Origin of the sequence: Actinomadura sediminis, assembly GCF_042675525.1 — a bacterium.
In the GTDB taxonomy this organism is placed as follows: Bacteria; Actinomycetota; Actinomycetes; order Streptosporangiales; family Streptosporangiaceae; genus Spirillospora; species Spirillospora sediminis.
The window spans coordinates 90,637-113,361 of sequence record NZ_JBHTJA010000011.1 but is presented as its reverse complement, the minus strand read 5'-3'; the positions used below and the strand labels follow the sequence as shown (position 1 = coordinate 113,361).

At 74.4% G+C, this 22,725-nt stretch carries 21 protein-coding genes; 10 read left to right on the top strand and 11 right to left on the bottom strand.

Translation table 11 applies throughout. The annotated features are described in order from the left end of the window. The first annotated feature begins 161 nt into the window (after positions 1-161). From ACFQ11_RS09075 to ACFQ11_RS09055, 5 genes are all read left to right on the top strand, one after another. On the top strand, positions 162-1,097 hold the full coding sequence (locus tag ACFQ11_RS09075) for a metal-dependent hydrolase (RefSeq protein WP_378297540.1): 936 nt from the start codon (positions 162-164) through the stop codon (positions 1,095-1,097). A gap of 73 nt (positions 1,098-1,170) precedes the next feature. Next, entirely contained in the window at positions 1,171-2,013 is an 843-nt protein-coding gene (locus tag ACFQ11_RS09070) for a M24 family metallopeptidase (protein ID WP_378297539.1), read from the top strand. Next, positions 2,014-3,771 (top strand): SDR family oxidoreductase, encoded by a 1,758-nt coding sequence (locus ACFQ11_RS09065; RefSeq protein ID WP_378297538.1) that lies wholly within the window; start codon positions 2,014-2,016, stop codon positions 3,769-3,771. It begins immediately after the preceding gene. Positions 3,772-3,824: 53 nt separating this feature from the next. Next, complete coding sequence (locus tag ACFQ11_RS09060; protein WP_378297537.1) at positions 3,825-5,456, top strand: phytoene desaturase family protein; 1,632 nt, start codon at positions 3,825-3,827, stop codon at positions 5,454-5,456. Positions 5,457-5,571: 115 nt separating this feature from the next. After that, on the top strand, positions 5,572-6,006 hold the full coding sequence (locus ACFQ11_RS09055; protein ID WP_378297536.1) for a CBS domain-containing protein: 435 nt from the start codon (positions 5,572-5,574) through the stop codon (positions 6,004-6,006). Positions 6,007-6,010: 4 nt separating this feature from the next. Here ACFQ11_RS09055 and yczR read toward each other — a convergent pair whose 3' ends face one another. Then, positions 6,011-7,555: a MocR-like transcription factor YczR gene (gene yczR / locus ACFQ11_RS09050; protein WP_378297535.1), complete on the bottom strand. Its 1,545-nt coding sequence runs from the start codon at positions 7,553-7,555 to the stop codon at positions 6,011-6,013. A gap of 105 nt (positions 7,556-7,660) precedes the next feature. On the opposite strand from yczR, the gene yczE reads away from it, so the two are divergent. Further along, a complete protein-coding gene (gene yczE, locus ACFQ11_RS09045; protein WP_378297549.1) occupies positions 7,661-8,344 on the top strand; it encodes a membrane protein YczE in 684 nt (227 codons plus the stop codon). A 154-nt stretch (positions 8,345-8,498) separates the two neighbouring features. Here yczE and ACFQ11_RS09040 read toward each other — a convergent pair whose 3' ends face one another. The 3 genes from ACFQ11_RS09040 to ACFQ11_RS09030 form a co-directional block, all read right to left on the bottom strand. Beyond that, positions 8,499-9,389: a hypothetical protein gene (locus tag ACFQ11_RS09040; protein ID WP_378297534.1), complete on the bottom strand. Its 891-nt coding sequence runs from the start codon at positions 9,387-9,389 to the stop codon at positions 8,499-8,501. Then, the gene (locus ACFQ11_RS09035; protein ID WP_378297533.1) at positions 9,386-10,345 is read right to left on the bottom strand and encodes a S66 peptidase family protein; all 960 of its coding nucleotides are present in this window, start codon (positions 10,343-10,345) and stop codon (positions 9,386-9,388) included. Before ACFQ11_RS09035 ends, ACFQ11_RS09040 begins: the two co-directional genes overlap by 4 nt. Positions 10,346-10,696: 351 nt before the next feature. Then, the gene (locus ACFQ11_RS09030) at positions 10,697-11,464 is read right to left on the bottom strand and encodes an SIR2 family NAD-dependent protein deacylase (protein WP_378297532.1); all 768 of its coding nucleotides are present in this window, start codon (positions 11,462-11,464) and stop codon (positions 10,697-10,699) included. A 115-nt stretch (positions 11,465-11,579) separates the two neighbouring features. Between ACFQ11_RS09030 and ACFQ11_RS09025 the strand changes: the two genes are divergently transcribed. Then, a complete protein-coding gene (locus ACFQ11_RS09025; RefSeq protein ID WP_378297531.1) occupies positions 11,580-12,536 on the top strand; it encodes a sulfotransferase family protein in 957 nt (318 codons plus the stop codon). Here the strand turns inward: ACFQ11_RS09025 and ACFQ11_RS09020 are convergent. The 4 genes from ACFQ11_RS09020 to ACFQ11_RS09005 all read right to left on the bottom strand — a co-directional run bounded on the left by ACFQ11_RS09020 (position 12,512) and on the right by ACFQ11_RS09005 (position 17,718). Beyond that, positions 12,512-14,551, bottom strand: coding sequence for an ABC transporter ATP-binding protein (locus ACFQ11_RS09020; protein ID WP_378297530.1), 2,040 nt, complete (start codon positions 14,549-14,551; stop codon positions 12,512-12,514). The genes ACFQ11_RS09025 and ACFQ11_RS09020 overlap by 25 nt on opposite strands. Positions 14,552-14,720: 169 nt before the next feature. Beyond that, complete coding sequence (locus tag ACFQ11_RS09015) at positions 14,721-15,536, bottom strand: enoyl-CoA hydratase/isomerase family protein (RefSeq protein ID WP_378297529.1); 816 nt, start codon at positions 15,534-15,536, stop codon at positions 14,721-14,723. Positions 15,537-15,790: 254 nt separating this feature from the next. Next, positions 15,791-16,003, bottom strand: a complete 213-nt coding sequence (locus ACFQ11_RS09010) for a helix-turn-helix domain-containing protein (protein WP_026406019.1) — start codon at positions 16,001-16,003, stop codon at positions 15,791-15,793. A 116-nt stretch (positions 16,004-16,119) separates the two neighbouring features. Next, positions 16,120-17,718 carry an ABC-F family ATP-binding cassette domain-containing protein gene (locus ACFQ11_RS09005; RefSeq protein ID WP_378297528.1) on the bottom strand — a complete coding sequence of 533 codons (1,599 nt, stop codon included), beginning with the start codon at positions 17,716-17,718 and terminating at the stop codon, positions 16,120-16,122. A gap of 281 nt (positions 17,719-17,999) precedes the next feature. Between ACFQ11_RS09005 and ACFQ11_RS09000 the strand changes: the two genes are divergently transcribed. Further along, the gene (locus ACFQ11_RS09000; RefSeq protein ID WP_378297527.1) at positions 18,000-18,785 is read left to right on the top strand and encodes a VOC family protein; all 786 of its coding nucleotides are present in this window, start codon (positions 18,000-18,002) and stop codon (positions 18,783-18,785) included. 47 nt (positions 18,786-18,832) lie between these two features. Here ACFQ11_RS09000 and ACFQ11_RS08995 read toward each other — a convergent pair whose 3' ends face one another. Genes ACFQ11_RS08995 through ACFQ11_RS08985 form a run of 3 tightly spaced genes read right to left on the bottom strand, consistent with a single transcriptional unit; the run spans position 18,833 to position 20,888 of the window. After that, positions 18,833-19,594 (bottom strand): AIM24 family protein, encoded by a 762-nt coding sequence (locus ACFQ11_RS08995; protein ID WP_378297526.1) that lies wholly within the window; start codon positions 19,592-19,594, stop codon positions 18,833-18,835. Positions 19,595-19,596: 2 nt separating this feature from the next. Continuing rightward, the gene (locus tag ACFQ11_RS08990; protein ID WP_378297525.1) at positions 19,597-20,250 is read right to left on the bottom strand and encodes an AIM24 family protein; all 654 of its coding nucleotides are present in this window, start codon (positions 20,248-20,250) and stop codon (positions 19,597-19,599) included. Next, positions 20,250-20,888 carry an AIM24 family protein gene (locus tag ACFQ11_RS08985; protein ID WP_378297524.1) on the bottom strand — a complete coding sequence of 213 codons (639 nt, stop codon included), beginning with the start codon at positions 20,886-20,888 and terminating at the stop codon, positions 20,250-20,252. The genes ACFQ11_RS08990 and ACFQ11_RS08985 overlap by 1 nt, the downstream gene beginning before the upstream one ends. A gap of 105 nt (positions 20,889-20,993) precedes the next feature. Here ACFQ11_RS08985 and ACFQ11_RS08980 point away from each other — a divergent pair, with 105 nt between their 5' ends. Both ACFQ11_RS08980 and ACFQ11_RS08975 read left to right on the top strand, forming a co-directional pair. After that, complete coding sequence (locus tag ACFQ11_RS08980) at positions 20,994-21,389, top strand: ABC transporter permease (protein WP_378297523.1); 396 nt, start codon at positions 20,994-20,996, stop codon at positions 21,387-21,389. Between the two features lie 103 nt (positions 21,390-21,492). After that, complete coding sequence (locus ACFQ11_RS08975; RefSeq protein ID WP_378297522.1) at positions 21,493-22,689, top strand: EAL domain-containing protein; 1,197 nt, start codon at positions 21,493-21,495, stop codon at positions 22,687-22,689. Positions 22,690-22,725: the final 36 nt, after the last annotated feature.

The following is a 22,725-nucleotide window of genomic DNA, read 5'->3' as shown; positions in this document are numbered from 1 at the left end:
CGGGCGTCCGGAATCGGCCTCGCCACCTGGCCGCTTGTCACCCCCCGCGCAAAACCAAGCGGTAACTTGTTGGCCCGCTCCCAAGAAAGCGCGGGCCGGACCGAGTTGACTCGACCTCTCGCGCTGCGACGCGCGCACGCCCGCGACGAAGAGGAGAGGGAATGACGAGGCCCCTGGCGGACGGCGGACCGGCGTCCGGGATCGACGAGCGTCATCCTCCGATCAAGCCTCGGCGCGTCACGTTCGACTGGTCGGAGACCCCGCTGCACTGGGTGCCGGGGGATCCCGTCGCCACCCACATCATCAACTCCTTCCACATTGTCTTGCCCGAAGGCGAGAAATGGTTCATCCAGTGCGTGAAGGACGCCCGGCCGTACATCAAGGACGAGCGGCTGCTCGAGGAGATCAAGGGGTTCATCGGCCAGGAGATGGTCCACGCCCGCTCCCACCAGGGCGTCCTCGACCAGATCCTGGAGAAGAACGGCATCGACGTCTCCAAGATCACCGACGCGGCGGCGAAGGGGAACGCCGAGCGGCCGGAGCTGATGGCGGCGCTGAAGAAGAAGAACCCGCGGGCGTGGCGGCGGCGGCTGCGGTTCGAGCTGGCCGCGGTCGCCGCGATCGAGCACTACACCGCCGTGCTCGGCCAGTGGATCATGGACAACGAGGGGTTCGAGAAGTCCGGCGTCGACCCGACGATGGTGGACCTGCTGCGCTGGCACGGCGCCGAGGAGGTCGAGCACCGGTCGGTGGTGTTCGACGTCTACAAGGCCATGGGGGGCCGGTACCCGATGCGGGTCGCGGCCTGGGTGGTGTCGCTGTTCTTCCTGTACTGGGCGCTGATCGGCGGTTCGCTGTACCTGCTCAAGCAGGACCCGACGGTCACCAAGAGGATCACGCCGCTGCGCGTGTACCGGGCCTACCGGCGCTCGGTGCGGCGCGGGCACGTCCCCGGGATCTTCCGGCTGCTGCTCGGCGAGGCTCCCGTCTACCTGCGGCCGGGCCACCACCCGTCCAAGGTCTGCTCGACGCCGCAGGCGCTCGACTACCTGATGCGCTCCCCCGCCGCCCGGGCCGCGGGCTACGACCCCTACTAGCGGGCGCGCGCGTGGCGAGCGTCACGCGGTCCCCCCTTGACCCGGGGGTCCGCGCGGGCGCTTAATTAACACCGTGTCCAATAAAGTGGCGCTCGCCCGCGTCGACGACCCCGCGGAGCTCGAGCGATTCCGTGCCGTCCAGCGGCTCTCCTACGCGTGCGCGGACGCGGTGGCCGCGACGCTCGAACCCGGGGTGACCGAGCGCGAGGCGTGCCGCCGCATGCGCCGGTGGCTGCGCGAACGCGGCGTGGACGACTGGCTGCACACGCCGTTCGCCTGGTTCGGCGACCGGTCCGCCTTCACCGGCTTCCGCGTCCCCACGCAGTTCCTGCCGAGCGGCGCCCGGCTCGAGGAGGGCATGCCGTACATTCTCGACATGGCGCCGGTGAAGGACGGCTACTGCGCCGACATCGGCTACGGCGGGGTCCTCGGGGAGAACCGCGTCTGGGACCGCGTCGACGCCGACCTCGCCGAGTACCGGGCCCTGATCCTGCGCCTCGTCCGCGAGCGGCGGACGTTCGCCGACGTCTACGCCGAGGTCGACGCGCTCATCGAGCGGCAGGGCCACGCCAACCGGCACCGCAAGTACCCCGGCCGGGTCATCGGCCACCAGGTCGGCGTCATCGGCGGCGTCCTCCCCAAGCGCGTCGGCTTCCCGTTCGGCGTCCGTTTCCTGCAGACGATGGGCCGCGAGCTGGTCACCGAGCGTGTCAAGGGCCGGTCGCCGCTCTGGAACGGAGGCGCGCAGTCCCGGCACGCGCCGACGCCCGGCCTGTGGGCCGTCGAGCCGCACATCGGGTTCCGGGGCGTCGGCGTGAAATTCGAGGAGATCCTCGTCGTCACCGAGGACGACGCCCACTGGCTCGACGACGATCTCCCCCATGTGCGCCGGTGGGCGCGACGAGAGGCGGCATAGATGGAGGCTGTGAAGCGGCGGCGCGTGCGCGGCGACGGGGTCGACCTCGCCGTCCACGAGCAGGGCGACCCGGCGAACCCGACGGTCCTGCTCGTGCACGGCTATCCCGACACGCACGCCGTGTGGGACGAGGTCGCCGGACGGCTCGCCGCGCGGTTCCACGTCGTCCGGTACGACGTGCGCGGCGCGGGGGCGTCCTCGCGGCCCTTCGGCGCGAAGCACTACGCCTTCGAGCACCTCATGGCCGACATGCGGGCGGTGCTGGACGCCGTCGCGCCCGGCCGCGCCGTCCACCTGGTCGGGCACGACTGGGGGTCGATCCAGGGCTGGGAGGCGGCCTGCACGATGCCGGACCGGTTCGCGTCCTTCACATCGATCTCCGGGCCCTGCCTCGACCACGTCGGCCACTGGACGCGCCGGTCGTTCGGCCGCCCGACGCCGCGCGGGCTGCGGCGCGCGGCCGCGCAGGGCATGCGGTCCTGGTACATCTACTTCTTCCAGACCCCGCTGCTGCCCGAGGCGCTGTGGCGGGCCGGGATCGCCCGGGCGTTCACCCGCGCCCTGGAGGTCGGCGAGGGGATTCCCGCCCGCGACGGCCACCCGGCCCGGACGCTGCCGCGCGACGGCGCGGCCGGGGTCGGCCTGTACCGGGCGAACATGGCGCGGCGGCTGCGGCGGCCGCTCGACCGCCGCACCGACGTGCCGACGCAGGTGATCGTCCCGACCCGCGACCTGTTCGTGTCGCCGCATCTGGTGGGCGGGCTGGCCGAGCAGGTCCCGAACCTGTCGCTGCGGACCGTCCGGGCCGGGCACTGGGTGCCGCGCAGCCACCCGGACGTCGTCGCCCGCTGGATCGCCGAGCACGCCGCGGGCACGGCGGGCGGGCCGCTGACCGCCGCGCAGGCGCGGTCGCTGCGGCGGGCGCGGGTCGCCGGTGACCGCCGCCCTTTTGACGGCTCGCTGGTCGTCGTCACGGGGGCGGGCGGCGGGATCGGGCGCGCCACCGCGCTGGCGTTCGCCGAGCGCGGCGCGGAGATCGTCGCCGCCGACCTGGACCTCGCGGCGGCGCAGCGCACCGCCGACCTCGCCGGACGAGCGGGCCCGGCCGGGCACGCGGTCCGCGTGGACGTGGCGGACGCGCGGGCGATGGAGCACTTCGCCAAGTCCGTCCTGCACGACCACGGCGTCCCCGACGTCGTGGTCAACAACGCCGGGATCGGCATGGCCGGGCCGTTCCTCGACCACACCGCCGACGACTGGCGGCAGGTCCTGGACGTGAACCTGTGGGGGGTCGTCCACGGATCCCGGCTGTTCGCCGCGCAGATGATCGAGCGCGGGCAGGGCGGCCACCTCGTCAACGTCGCGTCGGCCGCCGCGTTCACCCCGTCCCGCACCCTGCCCGCGTACGCGACGAGCAAGGCGGCGGTGCTGATGCTGTCGGAATGCCTGCGCGCCGAACTGAAGGGCGCGGGCATCGGGGTCAGCGCGATCTGCCCCGGCATCGTCGATTCCGGGATCACCGGGCGGGCCCGGTTCGTCGGCCGCGACGAGGCCGGCCAGGCCGACGGACGCGACCGCGCGACCCGTGCCTACGCGCTGCGCGGCTTCGCCCCCGAGGGGGTCGCGGAGCGGATCGTCGCCGCCGTCCGCGACGACCGCGCCGTCGTCCCGGTCGCGGCCGAGGCGCACGCGGCGCGGCTGCTGGCCCGCGTGTCGCCCGGCGCGATGCGGCTGTTCGCGCGGCTCGACCTGAGGTGACGCGCGGTCCCGGCGGTGCGCGGCCCTAGGGTGGTCCCCGGGAGGCGATGCACATGCCGGACGCGGTCGTCGTCGGGGCGGGGCAGAACGGGCTCGTCGCGGCGAACGTGCTGGCCGACGCGGGCTGGGACGTGCTGGTGCTCGAGGCGCAGCCCGAACCCGGCGGGGCGGTGCGCAGCGACCGGGGCGTCCACCCCGGCTACGTCAGCGACCTGTGCAGCGCGTTCTACCCGCTCGGCGTGGCGTCCCCGGCGATGCGCGCGCTCGGGCTGGAGCGACACGGGCTGCGCTGGCGGCACGCCCCGGCCGTGCTGGCCCACCCGCTGCCGGACGGCCGCTGCGCCGTCCTCGAACGCGACCCGGACGCCACGGCCGCCGGGCTGGAGGCGCTCGGCGCGGGCGACGGGGAGGCGTGGCTGCGGCTGTACGGGCTGTGGGAGCGCATGGGCGAGGAACTGCTGCGCGCCCTGTTCACCCCGTTCCCACCGGTCCGTCCCGTGCCGGCGCTGGCCGCCGCCGCCCGCCGCGCGGGCGCCCCGGCCGGGGGCGTCCTGGGCGTCCTGCGGACGCTGCTGTCCCCCGTGCGGGCGCTCGGCGAGCGGGAGTTCGCGGGACCGGGCGGGCCGCTGCTGCTGGCCGGGTCGACGCTGCACACCGACCTGACGCCGGAGTCGACGGGCGGGGCGGCGTTCGGCTGGCTGCTGGCGATGGCCGGGCAGCGGTACGGCTGGCCGGTCCCCGAGGGCGGGGCCGGGGAACTGACGGCCGCGCTGGTGCGGCGGCTGGAGGCGGCGGGCGGACGGGTGCGCTGCGGCACGCCGGTGGCGTCGGTGATCGTCCGGGACGGTCGGGCGCTCGGCGTCCGCACCGCCGGCGGGGAGCCGATCCGGGCCGCGAAGGCGGTGCTGGCGGACGTGTCGGCGCCCGCGCTGTACGGGGGCCTCGTCGCCTGGGAGCACCTCCCGGCGCGGCTGCGCGAGCAGATGCGGCGGTTCGACCTGGACCCCGCGACGTTCAAGGTGGACTGGGCGCTGACGGCCCCGATCCCGTGGACGTCCCCGGGCGCCGCGCGCGCGGGCACCGTCCATCTCGCGCCGGACCTCGACGCCCTCACCCGCTACGGCGCCGACCTCGCCACCGGGCGGGTCCCGGCCGAGCCGTTCGCGCTCCTCGGCCAGATGACGACCGCCGACCCCACCCGCTCCCCCGCCGGGACGGAGTCGGTGTGGGCCTACACGCACGTGCCGCACCGCGTCCGCGGCGACGCGGGCCCCGACGGGATCACCGGCGCGTGGGACGCGCGGGAGCGCGCGGCGCTCGCCGACCGGCTCGAAGGGATCGTCGAACGGCTCGCCCCCGGCTTCCGGGACCGCATCGCCGCCCGCCGGATCGTCGCCCCGCCGGATTGGGCCGAGCACAACGCGAGCCTGCCGGGCGGGGCGCTGAACGGCGGGACGTCGCTGCCGCACCAGCAGCTCGTGTTCCGTCCCGTGCCGGGCCTCGGACGCGCGGAGACCCCCGTCGCGGGGCTGTTCCTGGCGTCGGCTTCGGCGCACCCGGGCGGCGGCGTGCACGGCGGCTGCGGGACCAACGCGGCCCGCGCCGCGCTCGCGCACGCGTCCCCCGCCGGGCGGCTCGTCCTCACGCCCGCGCTGGAGGCGCTGCGCCGCGCCCTCACCGGCTGACGGGCCCCGCCCGCCCGCGCCGGGCCGCCCTTCCCGCCGCGGCGGGCTTCCCTTGCGCGCCGGATCGTGCGACCTTTGCGGGACCGGAACCCCCATGTCACCGGAGCGTGAGGCAATGCGGATTCGCGACATCCTGCGTAGGAAGGGCGACGCGGTGGTCACCGTGCCGCCCGGGAGCACCGTCCGGGAACTCCTGGCCGTCCTGGCCGAGCACAACGTCGGGGCGGTCGTCGTGTCCGCCGACGGCGCGACCATCACCGGGATCGCGACCGAACGGGACGTCGTCCGGCGGCTGCACGAGCACGGCGCGGAGCTGCTGGACCGTCCCGTGTCCGACATCATGACCGCCGAGGTCCGCAGCTGCGCCCCCGGCGATCTGGTCCAGGACCTGCGGCGGACCATGACCGAGCACCGCTTCCGCCACATGCCCGTGGTCGAGGACGGGCGGCTCGCCGGGATCGTCAGCATCGGCGACGTGGTGAAGAGCGCCATCGACGCGCTGGAGAGCGAACGCGAGCACCTCGTCGACTACATCCAGAACGTCCAGTGACGCCCTACACGTAGGCGGGCAGCATCCGCGCGGCGGGCGCGCCCTCCACCCGCCGGTACGCGGCGGCGAGCCGGTCGACGGCCGCGCGCAGCGCGTCCGGCGGCAGCACGTAGGGAAGGCGCACGTAGTCCTCCAGCACGCCGTCGGCCGCGAACACCGGTCCCGGCACGACGCGGACGCCGAACCGGGCGGCCGTCTCGGCGAACTGCGACGCGACCGGTGCGCCGAGCCGCGCCCACAGCGACATGCCGCCCTCCGGAAGCCGGAACTCCCAGTCGGGCAGCCGCTCCCGCAGCGCCGCGGCGAGCGCGTCCCGGCTCGCCCGCAGGTGCGCGGCCCGCTCCGCCCGGACCGCCTCCACGCGGGCCAGCAGTTCCCGGACGATCAGCTGGTCCAGCACGGGGCTCGCCATGTCGAGCGGCTCGCGCGCCACGACCATGCGGCGCACGAGGGGCGCGGCCGCGCGGATCCAGCCGATCCGCAGCCCGCCCCACATCAGCTTGGACGCCGACCCGATCGTGATCACCCGGCCGCCGTGGTCGTACATCGCCAGCGGCGCCCGGCGCGGCGCGCCCGGATCGTGCCCGAGGTCGGCGAAGATCTCGTCGGCGACGACGTACGCGTCGGCGGCCCGCGCGGCGGCCGTGAACGCGGCGCGGTCGGCGTCCGGCATCAGCAGGCCCGTCGGGTTGTGGAAGTCGGGGATCGTGTGCACCAGCCGGACGGCCGCCTGCCGCATCGTGGCCGCGGCCAGCTCGGCGTCCCAGCCGCCGTTCATCCCGACCGGGACCAGCCGCGCGCCGGCGGCCCGCAGCGCCGTCAGCGCGTGCGGGTAGGTGGGCCGCTCGACCATCACCGGGTCCCCGGCGCCCACCAGCAGCCGGACGAGGAGCGTGAACGCCTGCTGAGCGCCGCTCGTGACGACGATCTCGTCCGGGCGGGTGGGGACGCCGCGGGCGGTGTAGCGGTCGGCGATCGCCTCGCGCAGGCAGGCGAGCCCGGCCGGCTCGTACCCGGGGCCTGCGCTGTACCGGGGCAGCTCGGCGACGGCCGCCGCCACGGCCTCGACGAAGACGGCCGGGCCGGCGGTCGGCGGCCAGCCGAGGTCGATGAACCCCGCGCCGTCCGGTCCCCCGTCGGCGAACGGCGTCTCGAACCCGGCGACGCCGAGCCCGCCGGACGCCGGGCGGGCCGCCGCGTCGCCGGCGTCCGGGCCGGGCGGCGCCGGGCGACGCCCCGCGCCGCCACCGGGACCGCCGTCGGCCGCCATCCGCACCGGCGGCAGCGCCGTCCAGCTTCCCGCGCCCTGCCGGCTCTCGATGTAGCCCTCCTCGCGTAGCCGGTCGTAGGCGGCCGTCACCGTGGTGCGGCTGACGCCGAGGGCGCCGGCGAGGTCGCGTTCGGCGGGCAGCCGCGTCCGCAGCGCCAGCCGCCCGTCCAGCACGAGGCCGCGGACGCCCCTGGCCAGCGCCGCGTAGACCGGGCGCTCGCGCGGCACGTCGCCCAGCAGCCGGGCCAGCTGGTGCCCGCTCACATATCGGGTGCTCACACAGACCACTTTCGCACATTGGCCCTACGCTGGCCAGACCAATCCACGGAAGAGTGACACCAGAGCACGAGAGACAAGGAACGGAAACGAGCAATGGCCTTGATGATGCGCCGATTGGTGCAACTTTACGTCGGACTGGCCCTGTACGGCCTCGGATTGGCCTTGCAACTGTCCTCGAACCTGGGGAACGACCCGTGGGACGTGCTCCACGAGGGTCTGGCCCTGCGGTTCGGGTTGACGATCGGTACATGGATCCTGATCGCGGGCGCGCTGGTGATGCTCGCGTGGATCCCGCTGAAGCAGCGTCCCGGCATCGGCACGATCAGCAATGTGCTCCTCGTCGGCGCCTTCACGGACGTGTTCCTGTGGCTGCTGCCCGACCCGGAGGCGCTCGCGGCCCGCGCGGCGTATCTCGGCGCGGCCGTGCTGGTGGGCGGCTTCGCCACCGGCTGCTACATCGGCGCCGGGCTCGGGCCCGGCCCCCGCGACGGCCTGATGACCGGGATCGCCGCGCGCGGGCACTCGATCCGCAAAGTCCGCACCGCCCTCGAGCTGTCCGTCCTCGCCGTCGGCTGGCTGCTCGGCGGGACGGTCGGCGTCGGCACCGTCCTGTACGCCCTCGCCATCGGCCCGCTCACGCACGTGTTCCTGCCCCTGCTGACGATCAAGCCCCCGGAGCAGGACGCCGCCGCACCCGTCCCGGACGGACTCGGCGGCCCCTCGGAGCCGACCGTCCCCGACGCGCCCGACGCGGCCTCCGAACCGGTCGCGACCGCCAAGCCGGCCTGACCCCGACGGCTGGCTCGTCCCGGCCGGCCCCGCCGCCCCGGACGAGCCCGCCGAGCGGGCCGGGCCCGGCGAGGCCGCCGGGCCAGGGACGCCTGCCGGACCTGCTCCCGGGCGGTGAGGCGCCGCGCCGGGCGGGACGTCCGTGGGGTCCCGGTCAGTGGTCGGCGGCCAGGGTCGCCAGGACGGCCGCGAACTCCTCCGGGAGGACGAGCGCACCGTTCTCGTAGCGCGTGTGCAGGTACGTCAGCTCGCCCGCGCGCCACCAGTAGAGCTGCGGGCTGAGCGAGCCCGGGCCCTCGTGATAGGCGCGGTACGCCTGCGCCCGCAGTTCCTCGGCGGCGGCCACGGCGGCGCGGTAGCGGGCGCGCGGGGAGCCCTCGGTCATGCGCAGCGGGTGCGCGACGATGAGGCTGCGGTTCGGGGCGATGACGAGCGCGCCGTAGGGGCCGATCGGCAGGTACTCCTCCAGCCACGCCAGGTGCGTGACGGCGTAGAACGTCCAGCCGCGCAGCACCGACACCCGGACCCCGCGAAGGTCCTGCTCGACGACCTGCAGGGGCCCGTCCGCCCGCACGTTGGCGCGTCCGATCATGAACAGCGCGTCCCCCGAGACGGGCCAGCCGCGCATCTCCGCGGTGGTGACCGTCCGCATCGTGGTCGGGGTGTCGACCACGACGGTCTCGATCAGGCCGGGCGCGAAGGGGCGGGCGGCGAGGGTGCCGTTGTCGTTCTCGGCCGGGTAGATGCGGGTCCGCAGCAGGTGCTGGGCGAGGTCGAAGTCGCTGAGGTCGAGGGGCTCCTCGGTCGCGGTGACGACGGTGGTGACGTGGTCGGAGACCAGGGCGGGCCAGTCGTCGCGCGGCACCCGCCGGGCGACCTGCCGGACGTCCCGCATGTTGACGTGCAGCCGCTGGGGGCCCTCCAGCAGCATGATGTCGCCGGGCGCGGGGCGGCACGCGTAGCCGAGGCTCTCGGCCACCAGGACCAGCAGCGACTCGAGGGTGCCGTCGTCCCACGGGTCGCCGCCCGCGTGCCGGCCGCTCATCGCGCGCCTCCCGTCGCCAGGGTGCGCCGGTCCGCGTCCAGGACGGCGGGGGCGCCGAGCTCGAGCGTGCCCTGGCGCGCTCCATGCCCGGCGGGGACGCCCGCCAGGACGGGGACGCCGAGCCCGCCGAGCCGCGCGGCGAACACGGCGTCGAGTTCGTCCGGGTCGCCGCACCGCTCCCAGGAGCCGAGCGCGATCCCGGCGACGCCGTCGAACCAACCCGCCTGGAGCAGTTGCACGAGCATCCTGTCGATTCGGTAGGGGGCCTCGGTGACGTCCTCGAGGAACGCGATGCGGCCCGCCGCGGGCCGCGGCGCGTACGGGGTGCCCAGCAAGGCCGTCAGGAGGGAGAGGGTGCCGCCGGTGAGGGGCCCTTCGGCGCGTCCGGGACGCAGTGCGCGCGCGCCGGGCAGTGTGGCGCCGCCGCCGAACAGTGCGCTCCGCAGGGCTTCGATCGACCAGGCGCGGTCGCCGTCCGTCTCCGGCGCGGCGCCGTCGCCGGTCCCTTCCGTGCCGGGGCCCGCGAGGAGCCCGGCGGCCATCGGGCCGAAGGACGTCGTGACGCGCAGGCGCGCGCCGAACGCGGCGTGCAGGGCGGTGACGTCGCTCGATCCGTGCAGGATCTTCGGCCCGCCCGCGGCGGCGACGTCGGCCTCGGTCGCGGCGGCGAGGGCCGCCCAGTCGAGCAGGTCGAGGACGCGGGTGGCGCCGTAGCCGCCGCGCGCGCAGATCACCGCGCGCACGCCCGGGTCGCACCAGGCGTCCGCCAGGTCGGCGGCCCGTTCGGCGTCGCCGCCGGCGAGGCCGCGCCGGGCGTCGCGGGCGGGCGCCGAACCGTCGAGGTTGACACGGTCGAGGGCGTGCTTCGCGACCGTCACGTCAAGGCCGAGCGCCCGCAACGCCGCGCGCCCGGCGGCGAGCCGGGCCGGTTCCACGGGACCGCTCGGGGCGACCACGACGACCCGGTCACCGGGGAGCAAACGCCTGTAAGCGCGGACATTCCGCGTACCCGCCCGCCGTGCGGACGGTTCCCCGGAGGGCGCGTCGGACGGCTCCCGTGCCGCCTCCGCGCGGGCGCCCCCGCTCATCAACCCGATCCCTCCTCAGCACCCGACGGATAGAGCTTGTCAGGATCCGGACGCCGGCGGAAGGGGCCGCCGGTCACGACCCGCCAACGGATCCGCGGCCGGATCCCGCCGGGGCGCCGCCCGGCGCGCACCCGATCACTGCGACCACCCGGTCACTGTAGCGCTCGCCCGAGAGTCTCACGGCCGGTGCTCGCCGGCGGGGCGCGGCCGGCGCCGCGGTCAGCGGGCGGCGCCGAGCACGATGCCCGCCAGCTCGGGCAGGGCCTCCCCGATCGGCAGCCGCAGGACCGCGTCGGCCAGCCCATCGTACGGCGTCTCCGAGGCGTTGATGATCACCAGCCGGGCGCCGTGCTCCACCGCCTCGAGGCACAGGCCCGCGGCGGGCTGCACGGTCAGCGACGTCCCGACGGCCAGGAACAGGTCGCACTCGCGCGCCGCGGTGATCGCCGCGTCCAGGACGTCCTGTTCGAGCGCCTGCCCGAAGGAGATCGTCGCCGACTTCTGGATGCCGCCGCAGTCCGCGCACGGCGGGTCCTCCTCGCCCGCGTCGACCCGCGCGAGGACCTCGGGCATGGGGGTGCGCAGCCCGCAGGCCAGGCAGACCGCGTCCCGCATGGTCCCGTGGATCTCGATGACCGTCTCGTGACCCGACCCGGCCCGCTGGTGCAGCCCGTCGATGTTCTGCGTGACGAGCGCGCGCAGCCGGCCCGCCCGTTCCAGCTCGACCAGGGCCGCGTGGGCGGCGTTCGGCGCGGCGTCCCAGGCGGGGTGGTCGCGGCGGGACCGCCAGGCGCGGCGCCGCACGTCCGGGTCGGCGAGGTAGGAGCCGATCGTGGACATCGCCTCGGCCGTCGGGTCCTTGGTCCAGACGCCCTGCGGACCGCGGAAGTCGGGTATCCCGCTGTCGGTGGAGATCCCCGCGCCGGTCAGTACCGTGATGGCCCCGACCGCGGGCAGGAGGTCGGCGAGCGTCTCCGGTTCGTCCATTCCTCCAGGCTAGGGCGCATTCCCCTATGTCGGTGTTTAACGGATGCGTATCGGACGCGCCCTACGGAGGGTCACGGACCGTCCACCCCGCAAAAGGTGACAAACTTGGCTCCGTATGAGGTCGACGCCGCACATCTTGGTGATCAACGGCACCAAGGTCCGCCGCCCCGTGTTCGTCCTGGGCGCCCCGCACTCGGGCACGGAGCTGCTGGCGCGTGCGATCAAGAGGTCCCCGGGGTTCCACCTGACGACCGGCCGTCCCGAGGTGCTGCGCGTCACCTACGCCTTCGCCCGCCGCCCCGCGATCGCGGGCGAACGGGAACGCGGCGCCGCCCGGGTGCTGCGGGACGCCTACGCGCAGGCGTGGCAGGTGTCGGCGCGGGCGTGCGGCGAATGCCCGGCCGAGTGCCGCGACCTCGGCGGGCTCCCGCCCGCCCCCGGCGGCTCCGCGCCCGCCGCGGACGCGACGTGCGTCGACCCGCGCGGCATCGCCCGGTTCGCCGACGCCTCCCCCGACCTGCTCTACAGCGCCGACGTGCTGCTGGACGCGTTCCCCGACGCGCAGCTCGTCCAGGTGATCCGGGACGGCCGGGACGCCGTCGCCGACATGCTCGACGACGAGCGGTGCCTCGCCTGGTTCCGGCCCGGCCTCGCCAACCTCGACACCGTCTTCCCGAACGCGTTCTTCGGCGTGGAGGACCACACCGAGCGCAACCGCTGGCCGCGCGCGGCGACCGCCGTCAAGTGCGCGCTGCGCTGGCGCGGCGCGGTGCGGCTGAGCGCCAAGCTGCGCCTGCAGGTCCCCGAGGAGCAGCTCTTCACCGTCCGGTACGAGGACCTGGCCGCACGGCCCCGCAAGCTCGCCGCCGACCTGTCCGGCTACCTGGACGCCGAGGTCTCCCGGACGGCGCTGGGCGGGCTCGTCCGCGCCGCGGCGGGCGGCCGGGCCGGCGACGCGCACGGGGTCGGGTCGTGGCGGGAGCGGCTGACGTCCCGGCAGGCCGCCCAGGTCGAGAAGGTCGCCGGGATCGAGCTGGGCCGGCTCGGTTACCGGCTCGCCTCCGACGCCTGATCCGCCGGGGCGCCGGGCCCCCACCCGCCGGGCGACGGCCCGCCGGCCGCCTCCCGGTCGATGACGCCGTCCCCGGCGGCGTCGCGTCCGTCGTCCTGGCGGGCGAACTGGGTGCGGTACAGCTCGGCGTACAGGCCGCCGCGCAGCAGGAGCTCCTCGTGCCGCCCGCGCTCGACGACGCGGCCGCCGTCGATCACCAGGATCTGGTCGGCCTCCCGGACGGTCGACAGCCGGTGCGCGATCACCAGCGACGTGCGGCCGGCGAGGGCGGTCGCCAGGGCCCGCTGCACCGCCGCCTCCGACTCGGAGTCCAGGTGCGCGGTCGCCTCGTCGAGCACGACCACCGAGGGGGCCTTGAGCAGCAGCCGCGCCAGTGCCAGCCGCTGCTTCTCCCCGCCCGACAGCCGATACCCGCGGTCGCCCACGACGGTGTCCAGCCCCTCGGGCATGCCGTCGACCAGGTCGCCGATGTGCGCCGCCGCGAGCGCCTCCCGGATCTCCTCGTCGGTGGCGTCCGGACGGGCGTAGCGCATGTTCTCGCGGATCGAGTCGTGGAACAGGTGGGCCTCCTGGCTCACCACGCCGATCTCCGCGCGCAGCGACTCCAGCGTCACGTCGCGGACGTCCACGCCGCCGATCCGCACGGCGCCGCCCGACACGTCGTACAGCCGGGACACCAGGTGCGTGATCGTCGACTTGCCCGCGCCGGACGGGCCGACGAGCGCCACGAGCTGGCCGGGGCGCGCGGTGAAGTGGACGTCGTGCAGCACCTCGCGGCCGGGGGCCGAGTCCGCGCGGGCGATCGACTCGAGCGACGCGAGGGACACCTCCTCCGCGGACGGGTAGGCGAACCGCACGTGGTCGAACTCGATCGCGGGCGCGGCGGGCGCGGTCTCCGGGGCGTCCGCGTCGTCCGGGGCGGGCGCCGCCTTCCTGGCCTCGGCGAGCCGCCGCGCGCCTTCGCGGTCGCGGATGAGCGGCTCGAGGTCCAGCACCTCGAAGACCCGGTCGAAGCTCACCAGCGCGGTCATGACGTCCACGTGGACGTTCGACAGCGCGGTCAGCGGCCCGTACATCCGGGTGAGCAGGGTGGCCAGCGCGACCAGCGTGCCGAGCTGCAGGGCGTCGCCCACGACCAGGGAGCCGCCGACCCCGTAGACCATCGCGGTGGCGAGCGCGGCGACGAGCGTGAGCGCGGTGAAGAACACCCGCCCGTACATGGCGGCGACGACGCCGACGTCGCGGACCCGCGCGGCGCGGTTCGAGAAGTTCTCCTCCTCCTCGGACGGGCGCCCGTACAGCTTCGTCAGCATCGCGCCCGCGACGTTGAACCGCTCGGTCATGAGCGAGCTCATCTCGGCGTCCAGCTTCATCTGCTCGCGGCTGACCCGCTGCAGCCGCTTGCCGACCCACTTGGCCGGCAGCACGAACACCGGCAGCAGCAGCAGCGCGATCAGCGTGACCTGCCACGACAGGATGAGCATCGTGACGAGCACCAGCACCAGGCTGATCACGTTCGACACGACCGACGACAGCGTGGTGGTCAGCGCCCGCTGCGCGCCGATGACGTCGTTGTTCAGGCGGCTGACCAGCGAGCCCGTCTGGGCCCGCATGAAGAACGCGACGGGCTGGCGCTGGACGTGCGCGAACACCTGCGAGCGCAGGTCGTAGATGAGCCCTTCGCCGACCCGCGCGGAGTACCAGCGCTGCACCAGCCCGAGGACGGCCTCCACCAGCGCGAGCGCGGCGACGCCGACGGCCAGCCAGATCACCACCGACTGCCGTCCCGGCACGATCCCCCGGTCGATGATCGCCTTCAGCAGCAGCGGGTTGGCGACCACGATCAGCGAGGCGAACGTGTTGAGGGCCAGGAACAGCGACAGTTCGCGGACGTACGGGCGCGCGTAGCCGACGATCCGCTTCACGGTGCCGGGCTTGAGCTTCTGCCGGGTGACCGAGCTGTCCCGGCGGAACGAGGCCATCACCTGCCAGCCGTTGCCCGGCGTTCCCGGCATGCCCACACGCGCCTCCGAGGGGTCGGCGCGCGCCCGCGGGAACGGGCGCGCTCGTCATCGAGTAATCAAGTAAGCATCACAACGCGACGGACCCGGCGGCCCTTCCGGGTTGAGCTGTGGGCGAAACGCCGCGCGGCCGGCCGCGCCCCTGCGCGGCGCCGCGCGCGTCCTATCCCTTCCCGCCGAACATCTCGCGGAGGCGTCCGATCTGCTCGCGCCGCTCGGCGGCGCACTGCTCCTCGAGGGTGTTCTCGGCCGCCTCCCACAGCAGCCGCTTGGTCGCGACCGCCGCGCCCGCGTTCACCGCGAGCAGGGACGCGACGAGGTCGGCGACCGCGGCGTCCAGCCCGTCCGCCGGGACGACGATCTCGGCGAGGCCCAGCCGGGCGGCCTCGTCCGCCGCGACGGTGCGGGCGGTCAGGCACAGTTCCAGCGCGCGGCCGATCCCGACGATCTCCACGAGCGGCTTCGTGCCGGTCAGGTCGGGGACGAGCCCGAGCGCGGGCTCCTTCATGCAGAACCTGGCGTCGTCGGCGACGACGCGCATGTCGCAGGCCAGGGCGAGCTGGAAGCCGCCGCCGATGGCGTGCCCGTGCACGGCGGCGACCGTGACGATGTCGGGTCGCCGCAGCCAGGTGTAGCCCTCCTGCAGTTCGGCGATGAACCGGTCGGTCGCCGCGGCGTCGGAGCCGTCGCTGAAGCCCTCGCCGTCGCCGGAGAACATCGACAGGTCGATGCCGGCGGAGAAGCAGGGGCCCGCGCCGCGCAGGACGACGACGCGGACGTCCGCGGGCAGGGACCGGCCGATCGCGGCGAGGCCGCGCCAGGTCGCGAACGTCATGGCGTTGCGCCGCTCGGGCCGGTTCAGCGTGACGGTGGCGACGGCCCCGTCGATCTCCAGCGCCAGCCCGGCCTCGGCCAGTTCGGCCTCGCCCGGTGCGGCGGGCGCCGTGTCCGTCTCCGGCCGCGCGTGCACGTCCGTCATGTGTCCCCCTCCTGGTGAGCGGCCCGCTGAGGCCGCGCCCGAATGGCTCGCCGTCGGCGGCGGTGCACCGGCGCAACCGGACCCGCCGCGACCGAACCCTACTCGGTCGGCCGCGGCGCCTGGTCGGGCGTCTCCGTCCAGGGGGACGATCCCCGTCGCGGCCGGGCCTGACCCGTTGCCCCCGTCCGGCGCCGATCGCGTCGAGACGGCCGCAACGGGTCAGGTGGGGCGCTGCTCCGGGGGTCGGCGTCCGGTCAGGACTTCTTGCCCCGGGTCGCGCCGCCGCGACCGCGAAGGTTGACGCCGGACTCGGTCAGAATCCGGTGGATGAAGCCGTACGAGCGGCCGGTGGCGGCTGCCAGGGCGCGGATGCTCTCGCCGGATTCGTACCTCTTCTTCAGGTCCGTCGCCAGCTTGTCGCGCTCGGCACCGGTCACGCGGGTGCCCTTCTTCAGGGTCTCGGCCACGAGTACCTCCCGTAGTGATGTGGTGACCGCTGCGTTATCCCCCGCCATGATCAGTCATTCCCGGCCGTTCGGCTACCCACTCGGCGAGAAAAGATCTGCGGAAGATGCCGCGCAGGTCACGCGAGCGTCACCAGATCGGCAAACTCGTCACTCCAGATGTCCTCCACACCATCCGGAAGCAAGATCACTCTTTCCGGAGCGAGCGCGTCCACGGCCCCCTCGTCGTGGGTGACCAGGACGATGGCTCCGGCGAAGGTCCGCAGCGCCGCGAGGATCTCCTCCCGGCTGGCCGGGTCGAGGTTGTTGGTGGGCTCGTCGAGGAGCAGGACGTTGGCGCTGGAGACCACGAGCATCGCCAGCGCCAGCCGGGTCTTCTCGCCGCCGGACAGGACGCCCGCGGGCTTGTCGACGTCGTCGCCGGAGAACAGGAACGAGCCCAGGATCTTGCGGACCTCGACGGGCGCCATGCCGGGCGCGGCCGACTGCATGTTCTCCAGCACCGAGCGGTCGACGTCCAGCGTCTCGTGCTCCTGGGCGTAGTAGCCGAGCCGCAGCCCGTGGCCGGCCTCGACGACGCCGGTGTCGGGCTCGTCCACCCCCGCGAGCAGGCGCAGCAGCGTCGTCTTGCCCGCGCCGTTCAGGCCGAGGACGACCACGCGGCTGCCCTTGTCGATCGCCAGGTCGACGTCGGTGAAAATCTCCAAAGATCCGTACGATTTCGACAAACCCGTCGCGGTGAGGGGGGTTTTGCCGCACGGCGCCGGATCCGGGAACCGGATCTTGGCCACCTTGTCGGCCTGCCGCTCCCCCTCGACGCCCGCCAGCAGCTGCCGGGCACGGCGGTCCATCTGCTGGGCCGCCTTGGCCTTGGTCGCCTTCGCGCGCATCTTGTCTGCCTGCGACAGCAGCGCGGACGCCTGCCGCTGCGCGTTGGCCGTCTCGCGCTTGCGGCGGCGCTCGTCGGTCTCCCGCTGGTCGAGGTACTTCTTCCAGCCGACGTTGTAGATGTCGATGACGCTGCGGTTGGCGTCCAGGTGGAACACCCGGTTCACGACGGCGTCCAGCAGTTCGACGTCGTGGCTGATGACCACGAGGCCGCCCTGGTGGGACTTCAGGAAGTCGCGCAGCCAGACGATCGAGTCGGCGTCCAGGTGGTTGGTGGGCTCGTCCAGCAGGAGCGTGTCGGCGTCGGAGAACAGGATCCGGGCCAGCTCCACCCGCCGCCGCTGCCCGCCCGACAGCGTCCCGAGGGGCTGCCCCAGCACCCGGTCCGGCAGGCCGAGGCTGGAGGCGATCGAGGCCGCCTCGGACTCGGCGGAGTAGCCGCCGAGCACGTGCAGGCGCTCCTCCAGCCGCCCGTAGCGGCGCACCGCCTTGTCCCGCGCGCTCCCGGTGGCGGTCGCCATGGCCTCCTCGGCGGCCCGCAGGTCACGGACGATCTCGTCCAGGCCGCGCGCCGACAGGATGCGGTCGCGGGCCAGCTCGTCGAGATCGACGCCGCGCGGGTCCTGCGGGAGGTAGCCGATGGTGCCCGACGAGGTGACGGCGCCCTGCGCGGGCAGCGCCTCCCCCGCCAGCACCTTGGTGAGGGTCGTCTTCCCGGCGCCGTTGCGCCCGACGAACCCGACCCGGTCGCCGGGATTGACCCGGAACGAGGCGGACTCGATCAGCAGCCGGGACCCGGCGCGCAGCTCGATGTCTTTCGCGATGATCACAGTGACAGGGCTCCCCTGGACGGGACGGTTCGACGGGCAGGCGCACGAAACGGCGCGCCGCACGGTCCGGTGACCGGGGCGCGCCAGAACGGCCTGTCAGTTCGGGAGCGAAACCATCGCTCCAGTGTACGTGACCGCGTCCGGCGCCCGCCCCATGCTTTTTCCGTCCTTTTTTCGAACACGCGCGCGAACGCGGCCGGGGTATGGGGAGGATGCAGGGGTCAGCGCGTGCGACGGGGACGCCGGGCCGGGGACGGCCCATGACCAAGGAGCGAGTCTGCATGACACACGTCACGAGCAACGCGCCCGAGGGGACGCCGAACTGGATCGACCTCGGGGTCCCGGACGTCGAGCGGGCCAAGGCGTTCTACGGCCCGATCTTCGGGTGGGAGTTCCAGGACACCGGCGCGGAGACCGGCCACTACAACCTGTGCCTGCTGCGCGGCGAGTCCGTCGCCGCGATCATGAAGAACCCGGACGAGGACGCCGCCGACTTCTGGTGGGACGTCTACTTCGCGACCGACGACTGCGACGGGACCCTCGAGCGGGTCACCGCCGCGGGCGGGGAGGTGGTGGAGCCCGCGATGGACGTGATGGACCTCGGCCGGATGGCCATCGTCCGCGACCCGCAGGGCGCCCAGTTCGGCCTGTGGCAGGGCCGCGCGCACACCGGCTGCGCCTACGTGAACGAGCCGGGCGCGCTCGTCTGGAACGAGGTCGTCACCCCGGACCCGAAGGCCGCGCTCGACTTCTACGCCGCCGTGTTCGGGCACGAGGGCGAGGCCATGCCGGAGGAGCAGGCCGGCGGCATGGACTACACGGTCCTCAAGCGCCCCGACGGCCGGTACATCGGCGGCGTGATGGGCGAGCCGGGCGCGAGCGGCGCGTCCTGGCAGTCGTGCTTCGCCGTCGCGGACGCCGACGCGGCCGTCCGGCTGGTGCGCGAGGGCGGCGGCACCGTCGACCAGGAACCGGTCGACTCGCCGTACGGGCGGTTCGCGTCCGTCCGCGACCCCTTCGGCGCCCGGTTCCAGGTGATGAAGCCCGCGCCCGAAGCGGAGGGCTGAACCCGCCGCCGGTGCCGGACGCGCGCCCGTCCGGCACCGGCCGGCGGTCAGTCGTGGCGTTCGGCCGCGAGGCGCTGGTTGATCGTGTGCTGCAGGCGCTGCAGCCCGGACGTGCCGACCATGCCGATCTGCCCCTCGAGGTCGCGCAGCAGGACGTCCTCGTTCATCACGACCTCGGACGACTGCATCAGGACGGTGCCCTGGCCGGTGAAGTCGAACTGGTGCTCCTCGCCGGACGCGCCGCCGATGCCGAACGCGGCGCGCGCGGCACCGAGCACCCCCCGCATGTACGAATGGTCGTAGTGGTGGCAGGGGGACGGGCAGTCGGCCCAGCCGAGCAGCGCCTGCGGGTCGACCCGGACGGGCGGCTCGACGAAGTGGACGGGCCCGTTCGACGCGGCCACGAACCGGCCGGTGCCGATCAGCGTGAGGAAGCCCGGGATGATCGACTGCTTCAGCTCCAGGCCCGGTTCGAACGCCAGCAGGTTGCCGGCGCGGACCGTGAGGTTGCCGTCGTCGAGGTCGAAGGAGTTGACGTCGAAGCCCCGGTCGGCGAGCAGCAGCCTGCCCTGGCCCTGCGCGACGATCCAGTCCTGCGCGTACAGCGGGGAGTTGAACGTGTGCGCGACGAGGGCGTCGAGGGGGCCGGCCGACAGCGCCTCGAACCTGATCTGCCCGTAGTAGGCGATCATCTTGCCCTTCTGCGCGAACCACTGCCCGTTGAGGTCCACGCTGAAGGCGTAGGGGTTGACGTTGTCGTTGGCCGGGAGCGTCCCGGCGTTCCAGGTCTGCGTGCCGTAGCTGGTCACGGTCAGATCTTCCTCTCGCTGGCCTGGACGTAGACGACGCCGGTGCCGCTGAGCTCGAGCTGGAACGCCTCGCCGGAGCCGCGGCCCACCAGGTCGCGGAGCCCGACGGCGGTGCTCAGCTTGTTCTGCACCTGGCCGCGGTGCCCGACGTACGCCTGCGGGTCCACGTGGACGGGACGCTGCGGGGTGATCGGCATCTCCATCACGCCGCCGTGCGACAGCAGCGCGCAGGACCCCTGCCCGGTGAGGGTGGTGGTGAACAGGCCCTGCCCGGTCACGGCGCCGCGGATGACGCCGCGGACGCCGCCCTGCTCGCCCATGAACATCGTCCCGACCTGCAGGCTCGCGTCGTGCACGAGGAGGCGGTCGGCCTCGACGTACAGCGTGTCGGAGCCGTCGAGCTCGACCGTGGTGACCTCCATGCCCGCGTACCCGAACATCACCTGGCCCTGCCCGGTGACGTGCATCATCGACGTGCGCTCGCCCGCGACGGCGCGTCCGAGCGTCTGGCCGAGGCCCTGCCCGGCGGTGGCGGACGGCGCGAACGACACCGGGCCGGTGTAGCCGAGCATCGCGCCGCGCCTGCTGTAGACCTCGTGTCCCGGCCCGACCCGCACCTGGAGCATCTTGGAGTTGATCGACTGGTATCCCGGCATCAGATCTCCAGAATTCCGCCGCGCTCGGCAGGCTGCACGTAGACCAGGCCGTGCCCCTGGTACCGGAACTGGACGCTCTCCCCCGACCCCTGGCCGAGCACGGTCCGGAAGTTGACGTCGGTGACGACATCCTGCTCGAGCCGCCCGATGTGCCCCACGTAGGCGTGCGGATCGACGCTCAGCGGCGCCTGCGGCGTCACCTCGAGGGCGATCGCGGGCCCGTCCGACAGGATCGCCGCGGTCCCGTGCCCGTCGACCTTGGTGGTCGCCAGGCCCTGCCCGGATCCCATGCCGCGCAGCCCGACGAAGTGCACGCCGGTCTGCAGGCCGCCGTCCAGGGCGAGGAGGCTCTCGGACTCCACGTAGAGGGTGTCGCCGGCGAGCTGGACGAGCGTGACCTCGGTCGCCTCGCTCGCCAGGTACACCGTGCCCTGGCCGCTGATATCCATGAGGGTCATGCTCTCGCCCGCGATCCTGCGCTTCAGCGCGCCCCGCAGGCCCTCGCCCCCGCTCATGCCCTGCCGTTTGAAGGCCATCTGTCCCTCGTAGGCGACCATGGAGCCGTTCAACGCCCTGATCGACTCGCCCGCGAGATCGACGGCCAGCATCTTGGAGCCGTTCAATCGAAATTGCGCCACGGGCCGATAACATACCGGCCTGCCGCCGCCCAACCACAGGCATCGACCGCGAGCGGACCGGCGCGTTGCGGGCGGGACCGCCCGGTGATCGGCAAGGATGGCCTCATGTGGATCGCTCCCGAACGCCGCAGCATCAGCCGGTGGGCCGTCCCCGGCCTGGTCCTGGCCGCCGCGGTCGTGGTCGGCGCCGTGCTCGCCGCCGACGGCCGCACCGCCACCGGCCTGGTCGCGCTCTGCGCGCTCGCCGGGTACGCGGGGCTGCTGGCGCACCGGCGGCACGACGCGGGCCCGGCGCTCGGCGAGGGCTTCGGCACCGGGCACCGGACGCGCGCGCACCGGCGCGGCGCGGCCGTGACCGGAGACGTGCTGACGGTCGCGATCGTCGCGGCGCTCATCGTGCAGGCGCTGCGCGGCGCCGAGATCGCCCCGTACGCGTGGCTCGCCGCCCTCGCGGGCGTCACCTACCTGCTGGCGACCCTGTTCGCCGGACGCGACCTCTGATCATCATTTATGATCATGGGGGGTGCTCCTGACCTGGCGAATTATGCGTTAACAGTTCCTGACAACTGAGGTTTCGGGCGTTTAGAGGCGGCATCATGCGGATGTGTCAGCCCTTGATGTTCTTCTCCCGGCCCGTGCCGTGTTCTCCCCGGTCGTCGACCTGGGCGCCGGCACCGTCGTGGCCCTGGAGGCGCACGCGGGCCCGACCGCGGATCCGTCCGCCGGGCCCTTCCCGGACCCGGCCGAAGATCCCTACGCGGACCGGTACGCCGCCCGGCCCGCTCTCGCGACGCGGGCCGATCCGGCCGCCGACGACGTGCGCCGCGCGGTCGACGCGGCGGGCGCGGCGGCCGAGCTGGGCACGCGGCTGCCGCTGCTGATCGGTTTGCGCGCCGAGACCCTCGCCGCCGGCGAGTACGTCCTGTCCGAGCTGCACCACGGCCTGGGCGCGACCGGCCGCCGCCCCAACGAGTTCATCCTGTGCGCGACCGGCGGGTTCCCGCCCGGGATCCGGCCCGCGGTGGCGACCGCGCTCGGCGGGCTGCGCCGCGCCGGCTACCTCGTCGGGCTCGCCGGGCTCGGCGCCGCGCACGCGCCGCTGGACCTGCTCGCCGACGTCGCCCCCTACCTGCTGAAGCTCGACGCCGACCTGGCCCGCCGCGCGCCGGGCGAGCCGCGCCGCTCCGCGCTGGCCGCGAGCCTGATGGACCTGGCGCACCGGCTGGAGACCCACGTGCTCGCGCCCGGGCTGGAGACCCAGGACCAGGTGCTGCACCTGCGCGGGCTCGGCGCCCGGCTCGCCCAGGGCCCGGTGCTGGCCCCGCCGGAGTGGCGGCCGGGCATGCCGGTGAGCGTCCCCGTCGCGGCGCGCGAGGAGCCGGCGGCGCAGCTCCCCTACGCCGCGCTCGGGCCCCGCGTGTCGGAGTTCACGCTGCCGGCGATCACGCTGCCGCACACGGCGACCGCCGAGGAGGTGCTGGACGCGCTGACCGCCGAGAGCGGGGTGACCAGCATCGTCCTGGTCGACGAACGGCAGCGCCCGTACGCCGCCGTGGACCGGACGCGTTTCCTGCTGCGGCTGTCGGGCCCCTACGGGCACGCGCTGCACTCCGCGCGGGCCGCCGCGCGGCTCGCCGACCCGCCGCGCCCGGTGCCGCGCACCGTCCCGGCGGTGGCGGCGCTGCGCGCGGCGGGCCAGGAGAACGAGCGGGTCTACGACGACCTGGTCGTGGTGGACGAGGTGGGCCGCTGCCTCGGCATCGTCCGGGTCGCCGACCTGATCCGCGGCCTGGCTCCGTGAGCTCGCGGGGCTGAGCGGCCCGGTGGCGGGCCGGAA